The organism is Rhodococcus jostii NBRC 16295 (assembly GCF_001894825.1).
Lineage (GTDB): Bacteria > Actinomycetota > Actinomycetes > Mycobacteriales > Mycobacteriaceae > Rhodococcus_F > Rhodococcus_F jostii.
In genome coordinates this window covers 105,687-120,247 of sequence record NZ_BCWY01000007.1, presented here as the reverse complement: position 1 = coordinate 120,247, position 14,561 = coordinate 105,687, and the positions used below count along the sequence as shown (strand labels likewise).

Sequence of the window (14,561 nt, the reverse complement as noted above, 5' to 3'; positions counted from 1 at the left end):
GTCGATCCGCCTGCCGGGTCGGCCACGTACACGGCTCCTGTCTTCGGGGGCCCGTGCTCGTCCGCTCGAAGCCGCTCTTGACCAATGATCGCACGAGTTCTACGGTTCAGGACTAGAACGTACTAGTTCGACTCGACCTGCACCCTTCCACCGCTCTGGAGCGCATCCATGTCACTCACCGACGCCGCAACCGCCCGCTCGACGACGCCCACTACCCACCCCGTACGGATCGCGACGATCGGCGCCGGACGCATCGGCTCCCACCATGCGGAGGTCGTGGCCCGCCACGTCCCGGGGGCGACGCTCGTCGCGGTCAGCGACCCGGTCGAGGAGTCGGCGCAGCGTCTCGCCGCCGCGCTGGGCGCGCCCTTCGCCACGGCGACCGTGGACGACGTGCTCACCGCCGACGAGATCGACGCCGTGCTGATCACCGCCCCCGCGCGCAGTCACACCGACCTGGTCGTCGCCGCCGCGGCCGCCGGTAAGCACGTGTTCGTCGAGAAGCCGATGGCCGTGACCCTCGAGGACGCCGACCGCGCCATCACGGCCGCCGCCGCCGCCGACATCGTGCTGCAGGTCGGGTTCAACCGGCGGTTCGCTCCCGGATTCGCCGCCGCCCGCGCGGCCATCGACGCGCAGAAGGTCGGAACCCCGCAGCTCCTGCGGTCCCTGACCCGCGACCCCGGCCCCTACACCGCCGACGCGGCACGCGTCCCGCAGTGGACGATCTTCCTCGAAACGCTCATTCACGACTTCGACACCCTCTGCTTCCTCAACCCGGGTGCCCGCCCGGTGCGGGTGCACGCGATCGCCGACGCCCTGATCCGGCCGGACGCCAAGAAGGCGGGCCACCTCGACACCGCCGTCGTGACCGTCCAATTCGACAACGGGGCCATCGCCACCGCGGACGCGAGCTTCAGCGCGCTGTACGGATACGACGTCCGCGCAGAGGTTTTCGGTTCCGGCGGCATGGTGACCGCCGGGAACGGGCGCAGTACCGACATGACCTACTACGGCCCCGACGGCCTGCACGCCGACACCTCGCGCCGCGACACCGACCTCCTGCACTCCGCCTACGTGGGCGAACTGACCGCGTTCGTCGACGCCGTCCGCGGCGGCACCCCGGCGGTCGTCACGGGCCAGGACGCCCGGACCGCGCTGTCGATCGCGCTCGCCTGCATCCGCAGCGTCGAGACCGGTTCCGCCGTCGACCTGGACCGGTGACCCCGATGACCACCTATGCGCTCGCCGCCAGCGCGGAAATGCTCTACCTGGACCTGCCGTTCCTCGACCGCGTCCGCGGCATCACCGAACGCGGACTCCAGGTGGAGATCTGGGACTGGTCCACCAAGGACGTCGACGCCCTCGCCGCCAGCGGCGCCGAATTCTCCTCCATGACCGGATATCTGGAGGGTGATCTCACCGAACCCGACGGCATCGACGCCCTGCTCACCACTGCCCGCCGGTCCCTCGACGTGGCGAAGCGGCTCGACTGCCCGCGACTGAACCTGCACGGGACCGGACTCGACGCCAAGGGTCTGCCCGTCCGGCCCGTCGACACCGTCACACCCGCAATGTGGCTCACCGCCGCCGACACCCTGCGGAAGGTCGCCGAACTCGGTGAGCAGGCAGGCCGGGTGTTCACGCTCGAGAACCTCAACCTCGCCGTCGATCATCCCGGCACCCCGTTCGGGACCGCAGCCGACACCCTCGCTCTCGTCCGGGCGGTCGACAGCCCGCATCTGCGGATGAATCTGGACCTGTACCACGCGCAGATCGGGGAGGGGAACCTCATCGAACTCGTCCGGGAAGCCCTGCCCTATATCGGGGAGATCCAGGTCGCCGACGTCCCCGGCCGCTGCGAACCGGGCACCGGCGAAATCCATTACCCGGCCATCGCTTCCGCCCTCCGCGACCTCGGCTACACCGGGGTGGTCGGACTCGAGGGCTGGGCGAAGAATGACCCGGACGACGCGCTCGACGCGTTCGAGGCGGCGTTCGCCTGCATCTAGGCAGTCTCACACCTCGAGGCTCAGCAGGTGGTACCCCAGCGTCTTGCCGTGTCCGTCGAGGACGGGTGAACCGGTGACGCCGCCACCGAGGACACCGGGCAACTCGAACACCATCGCCATCAGGTTCGGCTGGCAGGTGCGCCGGGCCCGCCCGGTGATCAGTTCGCCGTAGTGCGCGGCAACCACGTCCTCGGTGAGCCTCGACGTGAGATGGGCGTAGGCGTCGGGGTCTCGGGCGAGAACGGCGACGATGAGCGTGTCACCCTTGTCGCCCGCCCGGACGTCCGCGAGGTCGTCGACTCGCCGGACTGCTGCTGCTGTTGTCGTCATCGCGCGACCTCCGTGAGATGCACCTGCGTGGACACGAGGTGGCGGGGGATGGTGCACGACCGGATCGCGAGCACCTCGGTCGACGAGCGTCGGGCACCGCCCCCGCCGGCCGGTCCGTTGGTGTACAGGCTCTCCACCTCCCAGCCGACGAGGTCGGCTTCCTCGGGTGTCTGTACGCGGGCGGTGACCCGCACGCGTACCTCGCGGGCGTCGGTGTCGTCGTCGAGTCCGCGGAAAGCGGCACCGGCGCCGATGTATTCGACGGCGATGCTGTCTTCGCGGAGGCCGTGTACGTCCACGAGACGCTCGGTGACGATGTCGGCGGCGAGCCGGGCGCGCGGGTAGGCGCGCGGACCGGCGTAGCTGATCTGGCCTTCGCCGAGCCAGCCGCCGCGGAAGCCGAGCGTGACCTTCAACTGTTCGGGGCGGGGGCGCCCGGTGGCACCGCTGATCTCGACTCGGTCGGGTCCGACGCCGGTGAACGACACGGTGCCGAAGTCCGCGGTGACGTCCGGCGTGAGGTATGACGTGGGATCGCCCACCTCGTACAGGAGTTGCTCGGCGCAGGTCCGCTCGGTGAGTATGCCGCCGGAGCCGTCGAGCTTGCCGAAGGTCGCCGATGCGTCGGCGCGGACGTCGGCGAACGGGAACCCGAGATTCGCCATGCCCTTCACGGGTTTGGTGACGGGATCCGCGTAGTACCCGCCGGTGAGCTGTCCGGCGCATTCGAGTAGATGGCCGATTGCAGTTGAGGCGCCGATGGTTTCGTGGTCGTCGAGGTTCCAACCGAAGTGGTGGGCGAGTGGGGCGACGTAGAGGGAGGGGTCTGCCAGCCGGCCGGTGACGACGACGTCGGCGCCCAGCTCGAGCGCGGGAACGACGGCGTCGGCTCCGATGTACGCGTTCGCGCTGACGAGTGCGTCGTCGTGCTCGGACAGGCGCCGGCCCGTTTCCCACACGACGGGATCGTGGCGCAGAACCTGCTCGAGCACATCGTCCCCGGTCACGGCGGCCACACGCGCAGGTCGTTCGGCGAATCGAGACGCGATGCCGGAGACCAGTTCTGCGGCGGCCAGCGGATTCGCGGCACCGGCGTTGGTGACCACCGTCGTGCCCGACGTGAGTGTGTACGGAAGCACCGCCTGCATGCGCGCGGCGAGAAGCGGGTCGTAGCCCGCATCCGGGTTCTGGAGCCGGCGGGAGTTTCCGGCTGCCACGGTGCGTTCTCCGAGGCATTCGAAGATCAGGTAGTCGAGGTCGGCGTGCTGCGCGAGGTGCCGGGCGGGGTCGATGCGATCTCCGGAGAAGCCGGATCCTGCGCCCAGTCGCACGCTCCGCGAGGTGCTGCCGCGGGTGCTCGATGATGTCACGGGCTCGATGTCCTTTGGTCGTGTCGTGTGGTGTGGTGCGTGCGGGGGTGTCGCCGACGGCTACACCGAGATCGCCCCGGTCAGCAGCGCCACAACGGTCATCACGACCGTCGTCCCGAAGGCCCAGGCGAAGATGAACCGCTGGTGCCGGCCCAGATCGACCTTGCTCAGTCCGATCAGGATGAACGTCGAGGCGGTCAGCGGGCTGAGCGGGAAACCGGTGGTCATCTGGCCGAGGATCGCGGCGCGGCCGATCTCGGCGGGGTCGCCTCCGAACGATGCGGTGGTCTCCGCGAGCACCGGGACGACACCGAAGTAGTAGGCGTCCGGGGTGAAGACCAGGCTGAGTGGCATGGATGTCACCGCGGTGATCACGGGGATCAGCGAGCCGGCCGACTCGGGGATCCAGGAGACGAACGTCTGCGCCATCGCGGTGATCATCCCGGTGCCGTTGAGGATGCCGGTGAGCACCCCTGCAGCGAGGATCATCACCACCACCATGGTGACGTTGCCGCCGTGCTTGGCGAACAGGGCCTGCTGATCGTCCCACTTCGGGCAGTTGACGACGAGCGCCAGCGCGAACGCGATGGCGAACGCCACCTCCAACGGCACCAGCTGGAACAACAGGATCACGATCAGCACGAGGGTGAGTACGGTGTTGAACGCCATCACGGCCCGGTGGCGGCCGGTACGCACCTGCGGGTCGGCGACGTGCGGGGTGCCGGGACCGCCACCGGTGGGAAGTGCGAACTCGGTGACGCCGAGTCGTTTCCGTTCGACCCGCCCGATCATGTAGGCGGCGAACAGCACCCAGAGGACTCCGGCCGCCATCGCGGGCAGGACGGGTGTGAAGAGGTCGGCGCTCGTCAGGTCGAGCGCGGCCATGGCGCGGACGGTCGGGCCGCCCCAGGGAATCATGTTCATCAGGCCGGCCGCGAGGCAGACGATGCCGGTCAGCACGACGGGTCGCATCCCGAGCTTCTGGTAGATCGGCAGCAACGCCGAGATCGTGATCAGGAACGTCGAGGTGCCGTCGCCGTCGAGTGCGACGAGCAGCGTCAGCACCGCCGTTCCGACGGCGATCTTGGCGGGATTGCCGCCTGCCCACCGGACGACCCGGCGGATCGCGGGATCGAACAGTCCCACGTCGACCATCAGACTGAAGTAGAGGACCGCGAACGCGATCATGATGGCGACGGGGGCGACCTTCAGGAGACCGTCGCCGACCATCTCCCCGAGGTCGGGGGCCCAGCCGCCGACGATCGCGAACGTGATGGGCACGAGGATCAGCGCGACGAGGACCGAGACCCGTCGGCTGAACGCGAGCGCCAGGAAACAGACGATCGTGGCGAACCCGAGCGCGGCAACCATGTGACCTCCTTCGTAACGGAGTCCCAGTGTCGCGCGCCTCACAATTGCGGGTCAAATATCAATAGATGATTGATTCATGACTCGGACTCATTAATGCGTTCGCGCACCTCGCTCCGGGGATGCGAGCGCCACGCGCATGAATGTGGGCCATACTGATGCATGTGAGCATCAATCTCGGCGTCTCTCATCTGCGGAGCATCGTCGCCATCGCCGACTACGAGAGCTTCACGTCGGCCGCGCACGCACTCGGCGTCTCCCAGTCTTCGCTGAGCCGTTCCGTCGCCGAGGCCGAGCGCCGACTCGACGTCACGCTGTTCGAACGCACCACCCGCCGAGTCGAGCTGACTTCGCACGGGCGGGAGATCGTCGAGCACGCCCGGCGGATGCTCACCGACTTCGACGACGGGCTCACGCAGATCGAACGATTCGTCACCGGTGACCGTGGAATCGTGACGGTGGCGTGCCTGCCGTCGCTCGCGGCCACGTTCCTGCCCCCGTACGTCGTGGACTTCCGTGAGAGACACCCCGATGTGCGGCTCCAGATCCGGGACGGGCTGCGTCAGGAGGTGCTCGATGCCGTCTACTCGGGCACGGTCGATCTGGCCTTGGTGACGACGTCGGGGACCCTGCCCGGCCTGCAACAGGACCTGCTGACGAGCGACTCCTTCTATTGCGCTGTCGCGCCGACACATCCGTTCGCCGAGCGGCCGGAACTCCAGTGGTCCGATCTCGCGGGGCAGCCGTTCATCGCGTTCGGCCCCGAGAGCAGCATCGCCGCGCCCGTGCGCCGGGCCGTCGAGGACGCCCGCATCGAACTCGGTCCGGTGATGCAGGCGCAGAACATCGGCGCGGTCGCCGGGTTGGCGGCGGCGGGCCTGGGGGTGACCGCGGTGCCCGAACTCGTACTGCCCATGATCTCGTTCGCCGGCCTCGTGCACATACCCCTGCGGCCGACGGTCGAGCGCACCATCTCGCTCGTCCAGGTGGCGGGCCGTCCCCAGACGGCGAGCACCCGCGGTTTCGTTCGGACCCTTCTCGCCGACCGCGCTCCCCACTGACGCCGAGGCGAGTTCGACCCGGCGAAGGCGAGTTTCACACGGCGGACATCGTCGGCGCGGTCGCGTCGATCGGTCGCTGCGATCCGGACAGCCGTCCGGTGTGGGCCTCGATCATTCGCTGCTCGTTGCGTTGTGCGCCGCGCAACGGCAGGGATTGGGCGGCAGCGGTATCGAGGAGCGCTCGCAGTGCGGGTTGCTCTCCGGCGAGCCGGCGCCACGTCGCATTCAGGGGCGTGCCGTCCTCGACGGCCTGGTCGAGGCGGGCGGCGAGGTGATTGCTCCACCGGTGCTGAAGGGAGAGCAGGATGTTGTCGGCCGACCCGAAAAGCGCGAGGGCACCGGGCACTTCGTCGAACCGCAGCGCCGCCGCGGGGTCGACGTGCGCCGGCGCCAGTATCTCTTCCAGTACACCACGGCATCGTCACCCCGGGCGTGGGAGGGGCGGATTGAGCTCCGGCAGAAGCCTTCTCGTCACGCCGCGGTTCAGCCTCGTGCGGCGACACCGATGCGGTCGTCGCGCACGGCGCTCGTGATCTTGCCGCACGTGCCTTCGCGGCCGAGCAGCGTTCGGCCCAGCAGCACCAGCCCCCACGGGCCGATCACCCACACCGGCCAGAAGTAGAGCAGCGTGCCGGTGGCGAGCGAGACGATGCCCCAGATCGCGAGATTGATGCTTCCGGCGGCGAGCCAGGCGAGCCACTCGATCTGCTGATGACCCGGCAGGCGCCGACGCACCGGACGAGTCCGGGGTGTCGGCGTCGGCGCAGGCACCGGCACCGCGACCTGGGCGGGAAGGTCGACCAGCGCCTGGTGCGCGTCGTGCCGGGTGATCGACCGATACACCTGCGCGACCCGCTGATCGAACTCGCCGATCGTCAGCCGGCCGGCGGTGAGGTGCCGGCCGAGTTCACCGACGACCTGCTCGCGTTCGGAATCGGATATCCGGATGTTGTCCGTGTTCGGCATCGGACCCTCCTCGCCGATGACATTCCACTGTGGAATGTCGCTGATTCCATGATCGATATGCCACAGTGGAATGTCAACCCCCAATCGTGCGAAGGACCGTGTCATGGCCGAACGCCCCCTCAACGCCACCGCGGCGTCGCTGCTCGGGTTCCTGCACGAGGGATCCAAGACCGGATGGGACCTGGTGGTGACCGCCCAGGAACGCATCGGCAAGTTCTGGTCGATCACGACCAGTCAGGTGTATCGGGAGCTCGCGGCGATGGAGCACGCCGGGTTGATCGAGGCGGGGGAGCGGGGGGCCCGCGAGCGCAAGCCCTACACCCTGACCGAGGAGGGGCGCCGGGCGTTCGCGGACTGGATCGAGCGCGAGCCCGGCCCGGAGAACATTCGCTATCCGCTGCTGCTCACCGTCGCGTTCGGTGCGCATCTCCCGCCGGAGCGGCTGGCCGCGATGCTGGACGTGCACCGCACCGCCCACGAGCGGCAGCTCGCCGAGTACGAGCGTGACGCCGAAGTGCACGGATCCAACCGATATGCCCTGGCAACCCTCGACTTCGGGATCGTGTACGAACGGGCGGTACTCGACTGGTTCGATCGTGTCGAGGATCGGCTCGCGCACGGGCAGTGACCCGTCGGTGAGTCGGCGGGCATGCGGTTTCGGCCCCGTCTCGGATCGGCCTGCCCTACCGTGAAGCTGACGGTGTGGGCACCCCGGCGAGTGAGGGCAGGTAAGCATGAACGGATCCGATCTGGCCCGGCAGACGGCTCAACTGCGATCCGATCTGCACGACCTCATTCAGCGGATGAAGGAACTGACCGAGGCATTCGACGCACGAGGCGGCGCATCGCAGGGCGTCGCCGAGGACGCCGCACTGATCGAGGTCATCGACGGTCTCAGCGACGCACGCCTCGACCTGACCACAGCCGACAGGCACCTCGAGGCGGCGGTGTCACACGCCGAGCGCATCGACCGTCGGGCGGCGGACGACCACGCGAGTACTGCGGACGGCGAACCGGTCGGTTGACGCGTCCTCTGTCGGCGGTACCTCAGTCGACGGACGGCACGACGACCGAACGGCCCGTCTCCGCCGCCTCACGGGCCGCGGCCAGCACGGCGATGGTGCCGAGTGCGGTGCGGGCCGGCACCGGTTGCTCGCCGGTGCCGGCTACTGCGGCCGCGAATTCGGTGTAGTAGTCCTGGTATGAACCCTGTTGCGACGGGATCGTTTCCGCCCCATCCGCGGTGTGGAGAACGCCCCACCGTTCCCGTCGTTCGTAACCCCATCCGGTGAGGTCGTCGACGGGTCGCGCCCCCGCGAAGAGGGCCTGTGCCTGGACGTCCGTCCCGTCCGCGACGTAGCTGCCCACGCTGCCGAACGCACGCAACCTGCGTCCGTCGAGGTGGTTGAGTTTGCTCGACGAGACGGTCGAGTAGACCCCGCTTCGGTGGGTGATGTTGACGACGAAACCGGCGTCGGTGCGTCCCTCGGGGAGATCGACGTAGTCGAGGTGAGCGTCCACCCGCTCTGCCGGACCGAACAGCCACAGCACCTGGTCGACGACGTGCGCGCCGAGGTCGCGCAGCAGCCCACCGGTCGGACCGGCTTCGAGTGTGTCGGCGCCGTCCTGGTCGAAGTGCGATTCGACGCGCCAGATGTCGCCGAGTCGCGGCAGCACCGACTTCAGCGTGCGGATGTCGGCGTCGTACCGACGGTTGTGAAACACGCCGAGCAGCACGCCGGCTTCGGCGGCGGCGGTGATCATTTCGCGTGCCGTCGCGACATCCGGTGCGAAGGGCTTGTCGGCGACCACGTGCACACCCCGCCCGACGGCCTCGAGCACGAGGTCGCGTCGGGTCTGCGGTGGGGTGGTGATCGTGACGGCGTCGACGCCCGAGTCGATGAGTTCGCCGAGGCTCGAAAACACCGGAACGTCCGGGAAGTCGGCGGCGGCCTCGGCGACACGGGACGCCGACCGGGCTACGATGCCGCCCAGCGTGATTCCCTCTGCCGCCTCCACGAACGGCGCATGGAAGTACCGCCCACCCAACCCGTATCCGACGATTCCGATCTTCACACTCATCGTTGCACCTTATGTTAAGACATTCAGACAAGGCAAGGGTGTTCGGCCTGGGAGTCGACGTCGTGTCGGCCGTCAGACGTTCGCGGGAGTCCAGTCGGGTGGCTCGACGAGGGCGACCTGCTTCAGGAGGTCCGCCGCTCGGCCGACGCCTTCGAGGGAATTGACGAGGGCGTCCTCGTGCTCGATGTTGAGGGTGCCGTCGTAGCCGACCGCGCGAAGGTTGTAGACGACATCCGCCCAGAACGTGGCGCCGTCCGGGTGGCCGAGACCGAGGGTGACGTAGTTCCAGGCCCGCTCCAGTGGATCGGTCAACGGGACGGTATCGAGGAGTCCGTCGCGCTGCGCAGCCCAGGTGTTGATGCGAATGTCCTTGGCGTGCACGTGGAAGATCGACTTCCCCAGTGTGCGAATGACGGTGGGGATGTCGGCGCCCATCCACATCAGGTGGGAGGGGTCGAGGTTCGCGCCCACCACGTCGTCGCCGACGCTTTCGATCAGCCGGAGCATCGTCGACGCGCTGTGCACCAGCTGGCCGCCACATGCTTCGACCGCAAGTGTGACACCGTGGTCTCGGGCGAAGGCCGCGAGCTCCTTCCAATACGGAATCGCGACTTCGTTCCACTGATAGGCGAGGACGTCGAGGTTCTCCGGCGGCCACGCCGTGGTGATCCAGTTGGGGCTGGAGTCACCTTTCGCGCCCGGCAGTCCGGACATGAGGACGACGGTCGGGACGTCGAGCGCGCCGGCGAGTTCGACGGTCTGACGGACGACGGCGTCGTGCGCCTTTCCCGAGACGGGATGCAGTTGGTTGCCGTTGGCGTTCAGGGCGCTCAGTGTCAGCCCTCGGGAGGTGATCTGCCCGAGGAACTCGGCGCGCGCGTCTGCGGACGAGACCAGTGTGTCGAGGTCGGCGTGCGGAGCTTCCGACCAGTTTCCCGTCGCAACCTCGACCGAACTCAGCCCGTGCTCCTGCGCGAGGTCGAGGGCTGTTTCGAAGGGCAGATGACTGACCGAGTCGGTGATCAGGCCGATTTCCATGTTTCTTCTCCGTCGTCACTGGGTGCGGGGGCCACTAAACTAGTACGTTCTAGTAGAGGTATTTGTCAAGACATATCGGTGTTTCTGGAACGCGCTGAGATGACCCAACGGTGTTCGAAACGGTGGAGGTGAGGCCCTGGCGAAGCGCCGGCACGGGGCTGGGAACTCGATGAAAACTGTTGAACGGCCAACTATTCCGGACCAGTCACTCGAGGATGACGGCGGCGAGTTCGCGCGCGGCGCGAGCTGGATGCTGACCGTCCTGGGTCGCGCCCATCACCAAGGTGCCCTCGATCAGCAGGTGCAGCTGCTCGGCCCCGCGCTCCGGGCTGGCATGGCCCAACGCCACGAGCTCCCGCACGAGGAGTTCGCGGAGGCGCCGCCGGAACGCCTCGGTCTCCATGTGTGCCGGATGGTCGGGATCCGCAAGGGCAAGGTCGGCGGCGAAGTATCGGCAGCCGCGGAAAGCCTCGTTCGAGACGAGCTCGTCGAGCCGATCGAACAGACCGAGAAGCCTCGCTCGGGGCTCTGTGGCGCCGGCCAATGCGGCCTCGTACCACGCGAGATCCTCGTCGGCCGCGCGGCGGAGAACCGCCGCCACCAGTCCGTCCTTGCCTCCGAAGTGCTCGTACAGCGACCTGCGGGCAACGTTCGCCTCTTTGAGCAGCGCATCGACGCCGACAGAGGCGCCGCGTGAGTAGAAGAGGTCCTGAGCGGCCGCGAGAAGTCGTTCTCGGGGTCCAGGGGAGGGCTTTGTAGTCATCTGGTCCTAAAACTTCCGATTGACAGTAGACCGACCATTCTATACCGTGCGATGTAGACCAATCGTTCTACCGATGAGGAGTGTGCGACATGACCACCACTGCGCAGATCACCAAGGACACCGCCGACACCGTTGCCCGGTTCAACGACGCCTTCAAGCGCCGCGACAAGGCCGCGCTCGCCGCAGTCGTCCACGACGACTGCCTGATGGTGTCGGCCCAGCCGGCACCCGACGGCACGGCATACGTCGGAAAGGACCCGTGCGTGGCGTTCTGGGCGGAGCTGATGGACGACGTATCCACCAGGTTCGAGGTCCAGCACGTATTCGCCGACGGCGAATGGGCTGCCGTGCGGTGGCGCTACCGCTTCGGGCCTACCGACGCAGAATCCGTTCTCGGCGTGAACGTGACCCGGGTCAGCGGCGGGCGCGTGATCGAGCAACTCGGCTACACCAAAACGCCGGGTGAAGTACTCCCGCTTCCGGAATAGCCGTCGAGCATCGAGCCCGCCCCAAGGAGAAACCATGATCATCATTGCCGGCCACGAACTCGTGGATGCCAAAGACAGAGACAGGTACGTCGCCGCATTCAGCGAGCTCGTCTCATGCGCCCGCGAGTTCGACGGGTGCATTCACGTCGCCATCACGGCTGACTCGGTCAATCCCGAACAAGTCGATTCCGTCGAGGTGTGGCGAGACGCCGAAGCCCTGAACAAGTGGCGAATGCGGGCCAAGGCGCCCCGCACGAAGAAGCCCAAGTACTCGGCAGTGAGGCGGTACGACGCCACCGACGGTGGCTCCCTCTTCTGATCTGTCGAGACGCAGACGTTTGATGCCGCATCGATGACCAGTCGGGTGTGAAATCCTCTGCGGCGGCGCTGTCGAACAACCGCATGGTGTCGGCGACGAAGGCCCGCCGCGTCACGCCCGTTCGCCATCGAGAAGTCGTGAGACATCCTTCCGTCTACACCGTCTACCAGCGCTTTGGTGCGCTAATGATCAGTGACAGCGAACCCGGCACGAGAGGACAATCAAACGGACCAGTCTCCATTCTTTTGTCCCTCAGATTAATGGGAGGCGTGACGAGGCAGGTCACGGCCGATCCAGTCACCATCAAAGGGATGATCACCATGCCAGTTGTCGAGCAGTCCGTCGTCATTGCACGCTCTGCGTCGGATGTATGGAGTTTTCTCGTCGCGGCGGAGAACTGGCCGTCGTGGGAAGCGTCAAACGTCGAGTGCGAGCAGATCACTGACGGGGAACTCGGGGTGGGTACCCGGTGGCGCGGGGTAACCCGAATCCTGGGTAAGCGGTTCGAGTGGGTGACGGAATTCGTGGAGTACGAGCCCGCGAAGGTGGCCACGTCCAAGTCGGTGGAGGGCAAGATCGGCTTCACCGCGACCACCAAGCTCGAGGAGGTCGACGGCGGCACCCTGTTCACCTATCGAGTCGACAGCGAAAGTGGTCTCGGTGGGGTATTCGGCAAGCTGGCGGACCCCATCGTCACGAAGGCGTATTCACGCACGGTACGGGCAAGCCTCGACAACCTCGCCGACCTGCTGACCACCGACAGCTGACCCGGTCGTGTGACGCTACTGGGCCACTGACCTTGTGAGACGCGCCGACTGCTGTCGCTGTTCCCCGGCGTCGGCCCCGTCCCCGTCCATGTTCCGCAAACGGAGCAGGGGAGTGGCCTACCTGGGGTATCAGATCGACCTGGTCAATGCCGCAGACGGGTTGTGGGTCAACTAGACCGGGGACAGTAGCTGTTCACGGTCGGATGCTCGATGCGGAGGGCGAACCGATAGGTCGCGGCCGACCACGTGAACGTCAATTTTCGTCCGATGAAAGTCGTTCTGCGGGCGCACGTGCGTAGCGCGGCGCAGACTGAGTCGCAGGCGATGTCCACATCTCGGAGGTTTCCAGTGTCCGGACCGACCCTCTCGACCGCGAATTACACACCGCTCAGCCCGCTGCGTTTCCTCGAGCGGTCGGCGAGCGTGTTCCCGGACCGGGTTGCCGTCGTTCACGGCGACCGCCGTTACAGCTACCGTGAGTTCGGCGGCGAGGTCGAGAGGCTCGCCCGGGTCCTGCGCAGATGGATCGAGCCCGGCGACCGCGTCGCGTTCCTGTGCCCGAACACCCCCGAGATGCTGTTCGCTCACTTCGCGGTCCCGCTCGCCGGCGGCATTCTCGTCGCACTGAACTGGCGACTGGCGGGCCGCGAACTGGAGTACATCCTCGAGCACTCCGGGGCGAGTCTGCTGTTCGTCGACTCCGAACTGGTCGGATCCGTCGCCGGCACCCGCGACGCCGTCCCGGGCCTGCGGGAGGTGATCGAGATCCCCGACTCCACGATCGAGCCGCCCGTCGTTCCCGACGGGATCGTCACCGCGCAGTACGCCGACTTCCTCGCCGAGGCCGACACGGTGGACGACGCCCCGGTGCACTGGGGTGTCGACGACGAACAGCAGGTGATCGCTATCAACTACACCTCGGGGACCACCGGGAAGCCGAAGGGGGTGATGTACACGCACCGCGGCGCCTACCTCAACTCGCTCGGCGAGACGTTCCACAACGGTTTCACCGGATCCACGAAGTATTTGTGGACGCTGCCGATGTTCCACTGCAACGGGTGGTGCACTCCCTGGGCGGTCACCCAGGCCGCCGGCACCCACATCTGCCTGCGCGCGGTCAGCGGCGACGCGATCTGGGACGCGATCGACACCCTCGGGGTCACCAACCTGTGCGGCGCTCCCACCGTGTGTTCCACCATCGCCGAAGCGCCGCAGGCACATCCGGTGGACGCCCTGCGGATCACCACCGCCGCGGCGCCACCGTCGCCGACGGTGATCGCCCAGCTCGAGGCGATCGGGATCAGTGTCGTCCACGTGTACGGGCTCACCGAGGTGTACGGGCCGTACACGATCTGCGAATACCAGGACGCGTGGAGCGAGCGCACCGCCGAAGAACGCGCCGCCCTGCTGTCCCGGCAGGGTGTGGGCATGGTCCAGGCCGAGAACGCCCGGGTCGTCGACGCGAACATGGACGACGTCCCGGCCGACGGCGAGACCATGGGCGAGATCGTCCTTCGTGGCAACAACGTGATGCTCGGCTACTACCGCAACCCCGAGGCCACCGCGAAGGCGTTCGCAGGCGGCTGGTTCCACACCGGTGATCTCGGCGTCATTCACCCGGACGGCTACATCCAACTCAAGGACCGCGCGAAGGACATCGTCATCTCCGGCGGCGAGAACATCTCGACCATCGAGGTGGAGCAGGCGATGATGACTCATCCCGCCGTGCGCGACGTCGCGGTCGTCGGTGTCCCCCATCCGAAGTGGGGTGAACGGCCCAAGGCATTCGTGATCGTGAGGACGGGCGCCACGGTCACGGCCGACGAACTGATCGCGCACACCCGCGGTCGGATCGCGAAATTCAAGGTGCCCGACGAGATCGTGTTTCCGATCGAACTCCCCCGCTCGTCGACGGGGAAGGTGCTCAAGTTCGAACTTCGAGGTTCGAGGTGAGTCCCTGCGCGAGGTGCTCGCGCAGGGAGCGCTCGGAGTGGCGA

Annotated in this window: 17 protein-coding genes; 9 read left to right on the top strand and 8 right to left on the bottom strand. The window is 67.3% G+C overall.

Annotated elements, in window-relative coordinates; all coding sequences use genetic code 11:
• Positions 1 to 168 precede the first annotated feature (168 nt).
• Complete coding sequence (locus RJ1_RS07970) at positions 169 to 1,224, top strand: Gfo/Idh/MocA family oxidoreductase (RefSeq protein WP_073359411.1); 1,056 nt, start codon at positions 169 to 171, stop codon at positions 1,222 to 1,224.
• 5 nt (positions 1,225 to 1,229) lie between these two features.
• A complete protein-coding gene (locus RJ1_RS07965) occupies positions 1,230 to 2,012 on the top strand; it encodes a TIM barrel protein (protein WP_073359495.1) in 783 nt (260 codons plus the stop codon).
• Between the two features lie 6 nt (positions 2,013 to 2,018).
• On the opposite strand, the gene RJ1_RS07960 is transcribed toward RJ1_RS07965, so the two are convergent.
• Genes RJ1_RS07960 through RJ1_RS07950 form a run of 3 tightly spaced genes read right to left on the bottom strand, consistent with a single transcriptional unit; the run spans position 2,019 to position 5,083 of the window.
• Complete coding sequence (locus RJ1_RS07960) at positions 2,019 to 2,342, bottom strand: AtuA-related protein (protein WP_073359410.1); 324 nt, start codon at positions 2,340 to 2,342, stop codon at positions 2,019 to 2,021.
• Complete coding sequence (locus RJ1_RS07955) at positions 2,339 to 3,712, bottom strand: acyclic terpene utilization AtuA family protein (protein WP_073359409.1); 1,374 nt, start codon at positions 3,710 to 3,712, stop codon at positions 2,339 to 2,341. Before RJ1_RS07955 ends, RJ1_RS07960 begins: the two co-directional genes overlap by 4 nt.
• 60 nt (positions 3,713 to 3,772) lie before the next feature.
• Entirely contained in the window at positions 3,773 to 5,083 is a 1,311-nt protein-coding gene (locus RJ1_RS07950) for a CitMHS family transporter (protein ID WP_073359408.1), read from the bottom strand.
• 155 nt (positions 5,084 to 5,238) lie between these two features.
• Here RJ1_RS07950 and RJ1_RS07945 point away from each other — a divergent pair, with 155 nt between their 5' ends.
• Complete coding sequence (locus RJ1_RS07945) at positions 5,239 to 6,141, top strand: LysR family transcriptional regulator (protein WP_073359407.1); 903 nt, start codon at positions 5,239 to 5,241, stop codon at positions 6,139 to 6,141.
• Between the two features lie 34 nt (positions 6,142 to 6,175).
• On the opposite strand, the gene RJ1_RS07940 is transcribed toward RJ1_RS07945, so the two are convergent.
• A complete protein-coding gene (locus RJ1_RS07940; RefSeq protein ID WP_073359406.1) occupies positions 6,176 to 6,547 on the bottom strand; it encodes a hypothetical protein in 372 nt (123 codons plus the stop codon).
• A 77-nt stretch (positions 6,548 to 6,624) separates the two neighbouring features.
• Positions 6,625 to 7,107 (bottom strand): DUF1707 SHOCT-like domain-containing protein, encoded by a 483-nt coding sequence (locus tag RJ1_RS07935; RefSeq protein WP_073359494.1) that lies wholly within the window; start codon positions 7,105 to 7,107, stop codon positions 6,625 to 6,627.
• 103 nt (positions 7,108 to 7,210) lie between these two features.
• Here RJ1_RS07935 and RJ1_RS07930 point away from each other — a divergent pair, with 103 nt between their 5' ends.
• Both RJ1_RS07930 and RJ1_RS07925 read left to right on the top strand, forming a co-directional pair.
• Positions 7,211 to 7,735 (top strand): PadR family transcriptional regulator, encoded by a 525-nt coding sequence (locus RJ1_RS07930; protein ID WP_073359405.1) that lies wholly within the window; start codon positions 7,211 to 7,213, stop codon positions 7,733 to 7,735.
• Positions 7,736 to 7,841: 106 nt separating this feature from the next.
• A complete protein-coding gene (locus RJ1_RS07925; protein ID WP_073359404.1) occupies positions 7,842 to 8,132 on the top strand; it encodes a hypothetical protein in 291 nt (96 codons plus the stop codon).
• Between the two features lie 22 nt (positions 8,133 to 8,154).
• Here the strand turns inward: RJ1_RS07925 and RJ1_RS07920 are convergent, their stop codons facing one another.
• The 3 genes from RJ1_RS07920 to RJ1_RS07910 form a co-directional block, all read right to left on the bottom strand.
• Positions 8,155 to 9,189, bottom strand: coding sequence for a Gfo/Idh/MocA family oxidoreductase (locus RJ1_RS07920; RefSeq protein WP_073359403.1), 1,035 nt, complete (start codon positions 9,187 to 9,189; stop codon positions 8,155 to 8,157).
• A gap of 72 nt (positions 9,190 to 9,261) precedes the next feature.
• The gene (locus RJ1_RS07915; RefSeq protein WP_073359402.1) at positions 9,262 to 10,227 is read right to left on the bottom strand and encodes a sugar phosphate isomerase/epimerase family protein; all 966 of its coding nucleotides are present in this window, start codon (positions 10,225 to 10,227) and stop codon (positions 9,262 to 9,264) included.
• Positions 10,228 to 10,432: 205 nt separating this feature from the next.
• Positions 10,433 to 10,990 carry a TetR/AcrR family transcriptional regulator gene (locus tag RJ1_RS07910; protein ID WP_073359401.1) on the bottom strand — a complete coding sequence of 186 codons (558 nt, stop codon included), beginning with the start codon at positions 10,988 to 10,990 and terminating at the stop codon, positions 10,433 to 10,435.
• Between the two features lie 89 nt (positions 10,991 to 11,079).
• On the opposite strand from RJ1_RS07910, the gene RJ1_RS07905 reads away from it, so the two are divergent.
• The 4 genes from RJ1_RS07905 (at position 11,080) to RJ1_RS07890 (ending at position 14,517) form a co-directional block, all read left to right on the top strand.
• Complete coding sequence (locus tag RJ1_RS07905; protein WP_073359400.1) at positions 11,080 to 11,478, top strand: nuclear transport factor 2 family protein; 399 nt, start codon at positions 11,080 to 11,082, stop codon at positions 11,476 to 11,478.
• Positions 11,479 to 11,512: 34 nt separating this feature from the next.
• A complete protein-coding gene (locus RJ1_RS07900; protein ID WP_073359399.1) occupies positions 11,513 to 11,797 on the top strand; it encodes a putative quinol monooxygenase in 285 nt (94 codons plus the stop codon).
• Between the two features lie 311 nt (positions 11,798 to 12,108).
• On the top strand, positions 12,109 to 12,564 hold the full coding sequence (locus RJ1_RS07895; protein WP_083400756.1) for an SRPBCC family protein: 456 nt from the start codon (positions 12,109 to 12,111) through the stop codon (positions 12,562 to 12,564).
• Between the two features lie 348 nt (positions 12,565 to 12,912).
• A complete protein-coding gene (locus tag RJ1_RS07890; RefSeq protein ID WP_083400648.1) occupies positions 12,913 to 14,517 on the top strand; it encodes an AMP-binding protein in 1,605 nt (534 codons plus the stop codon).
• The last annotated feature ends 44 nt before the right edge of the window (positions 14,518 to 14,561 follow it).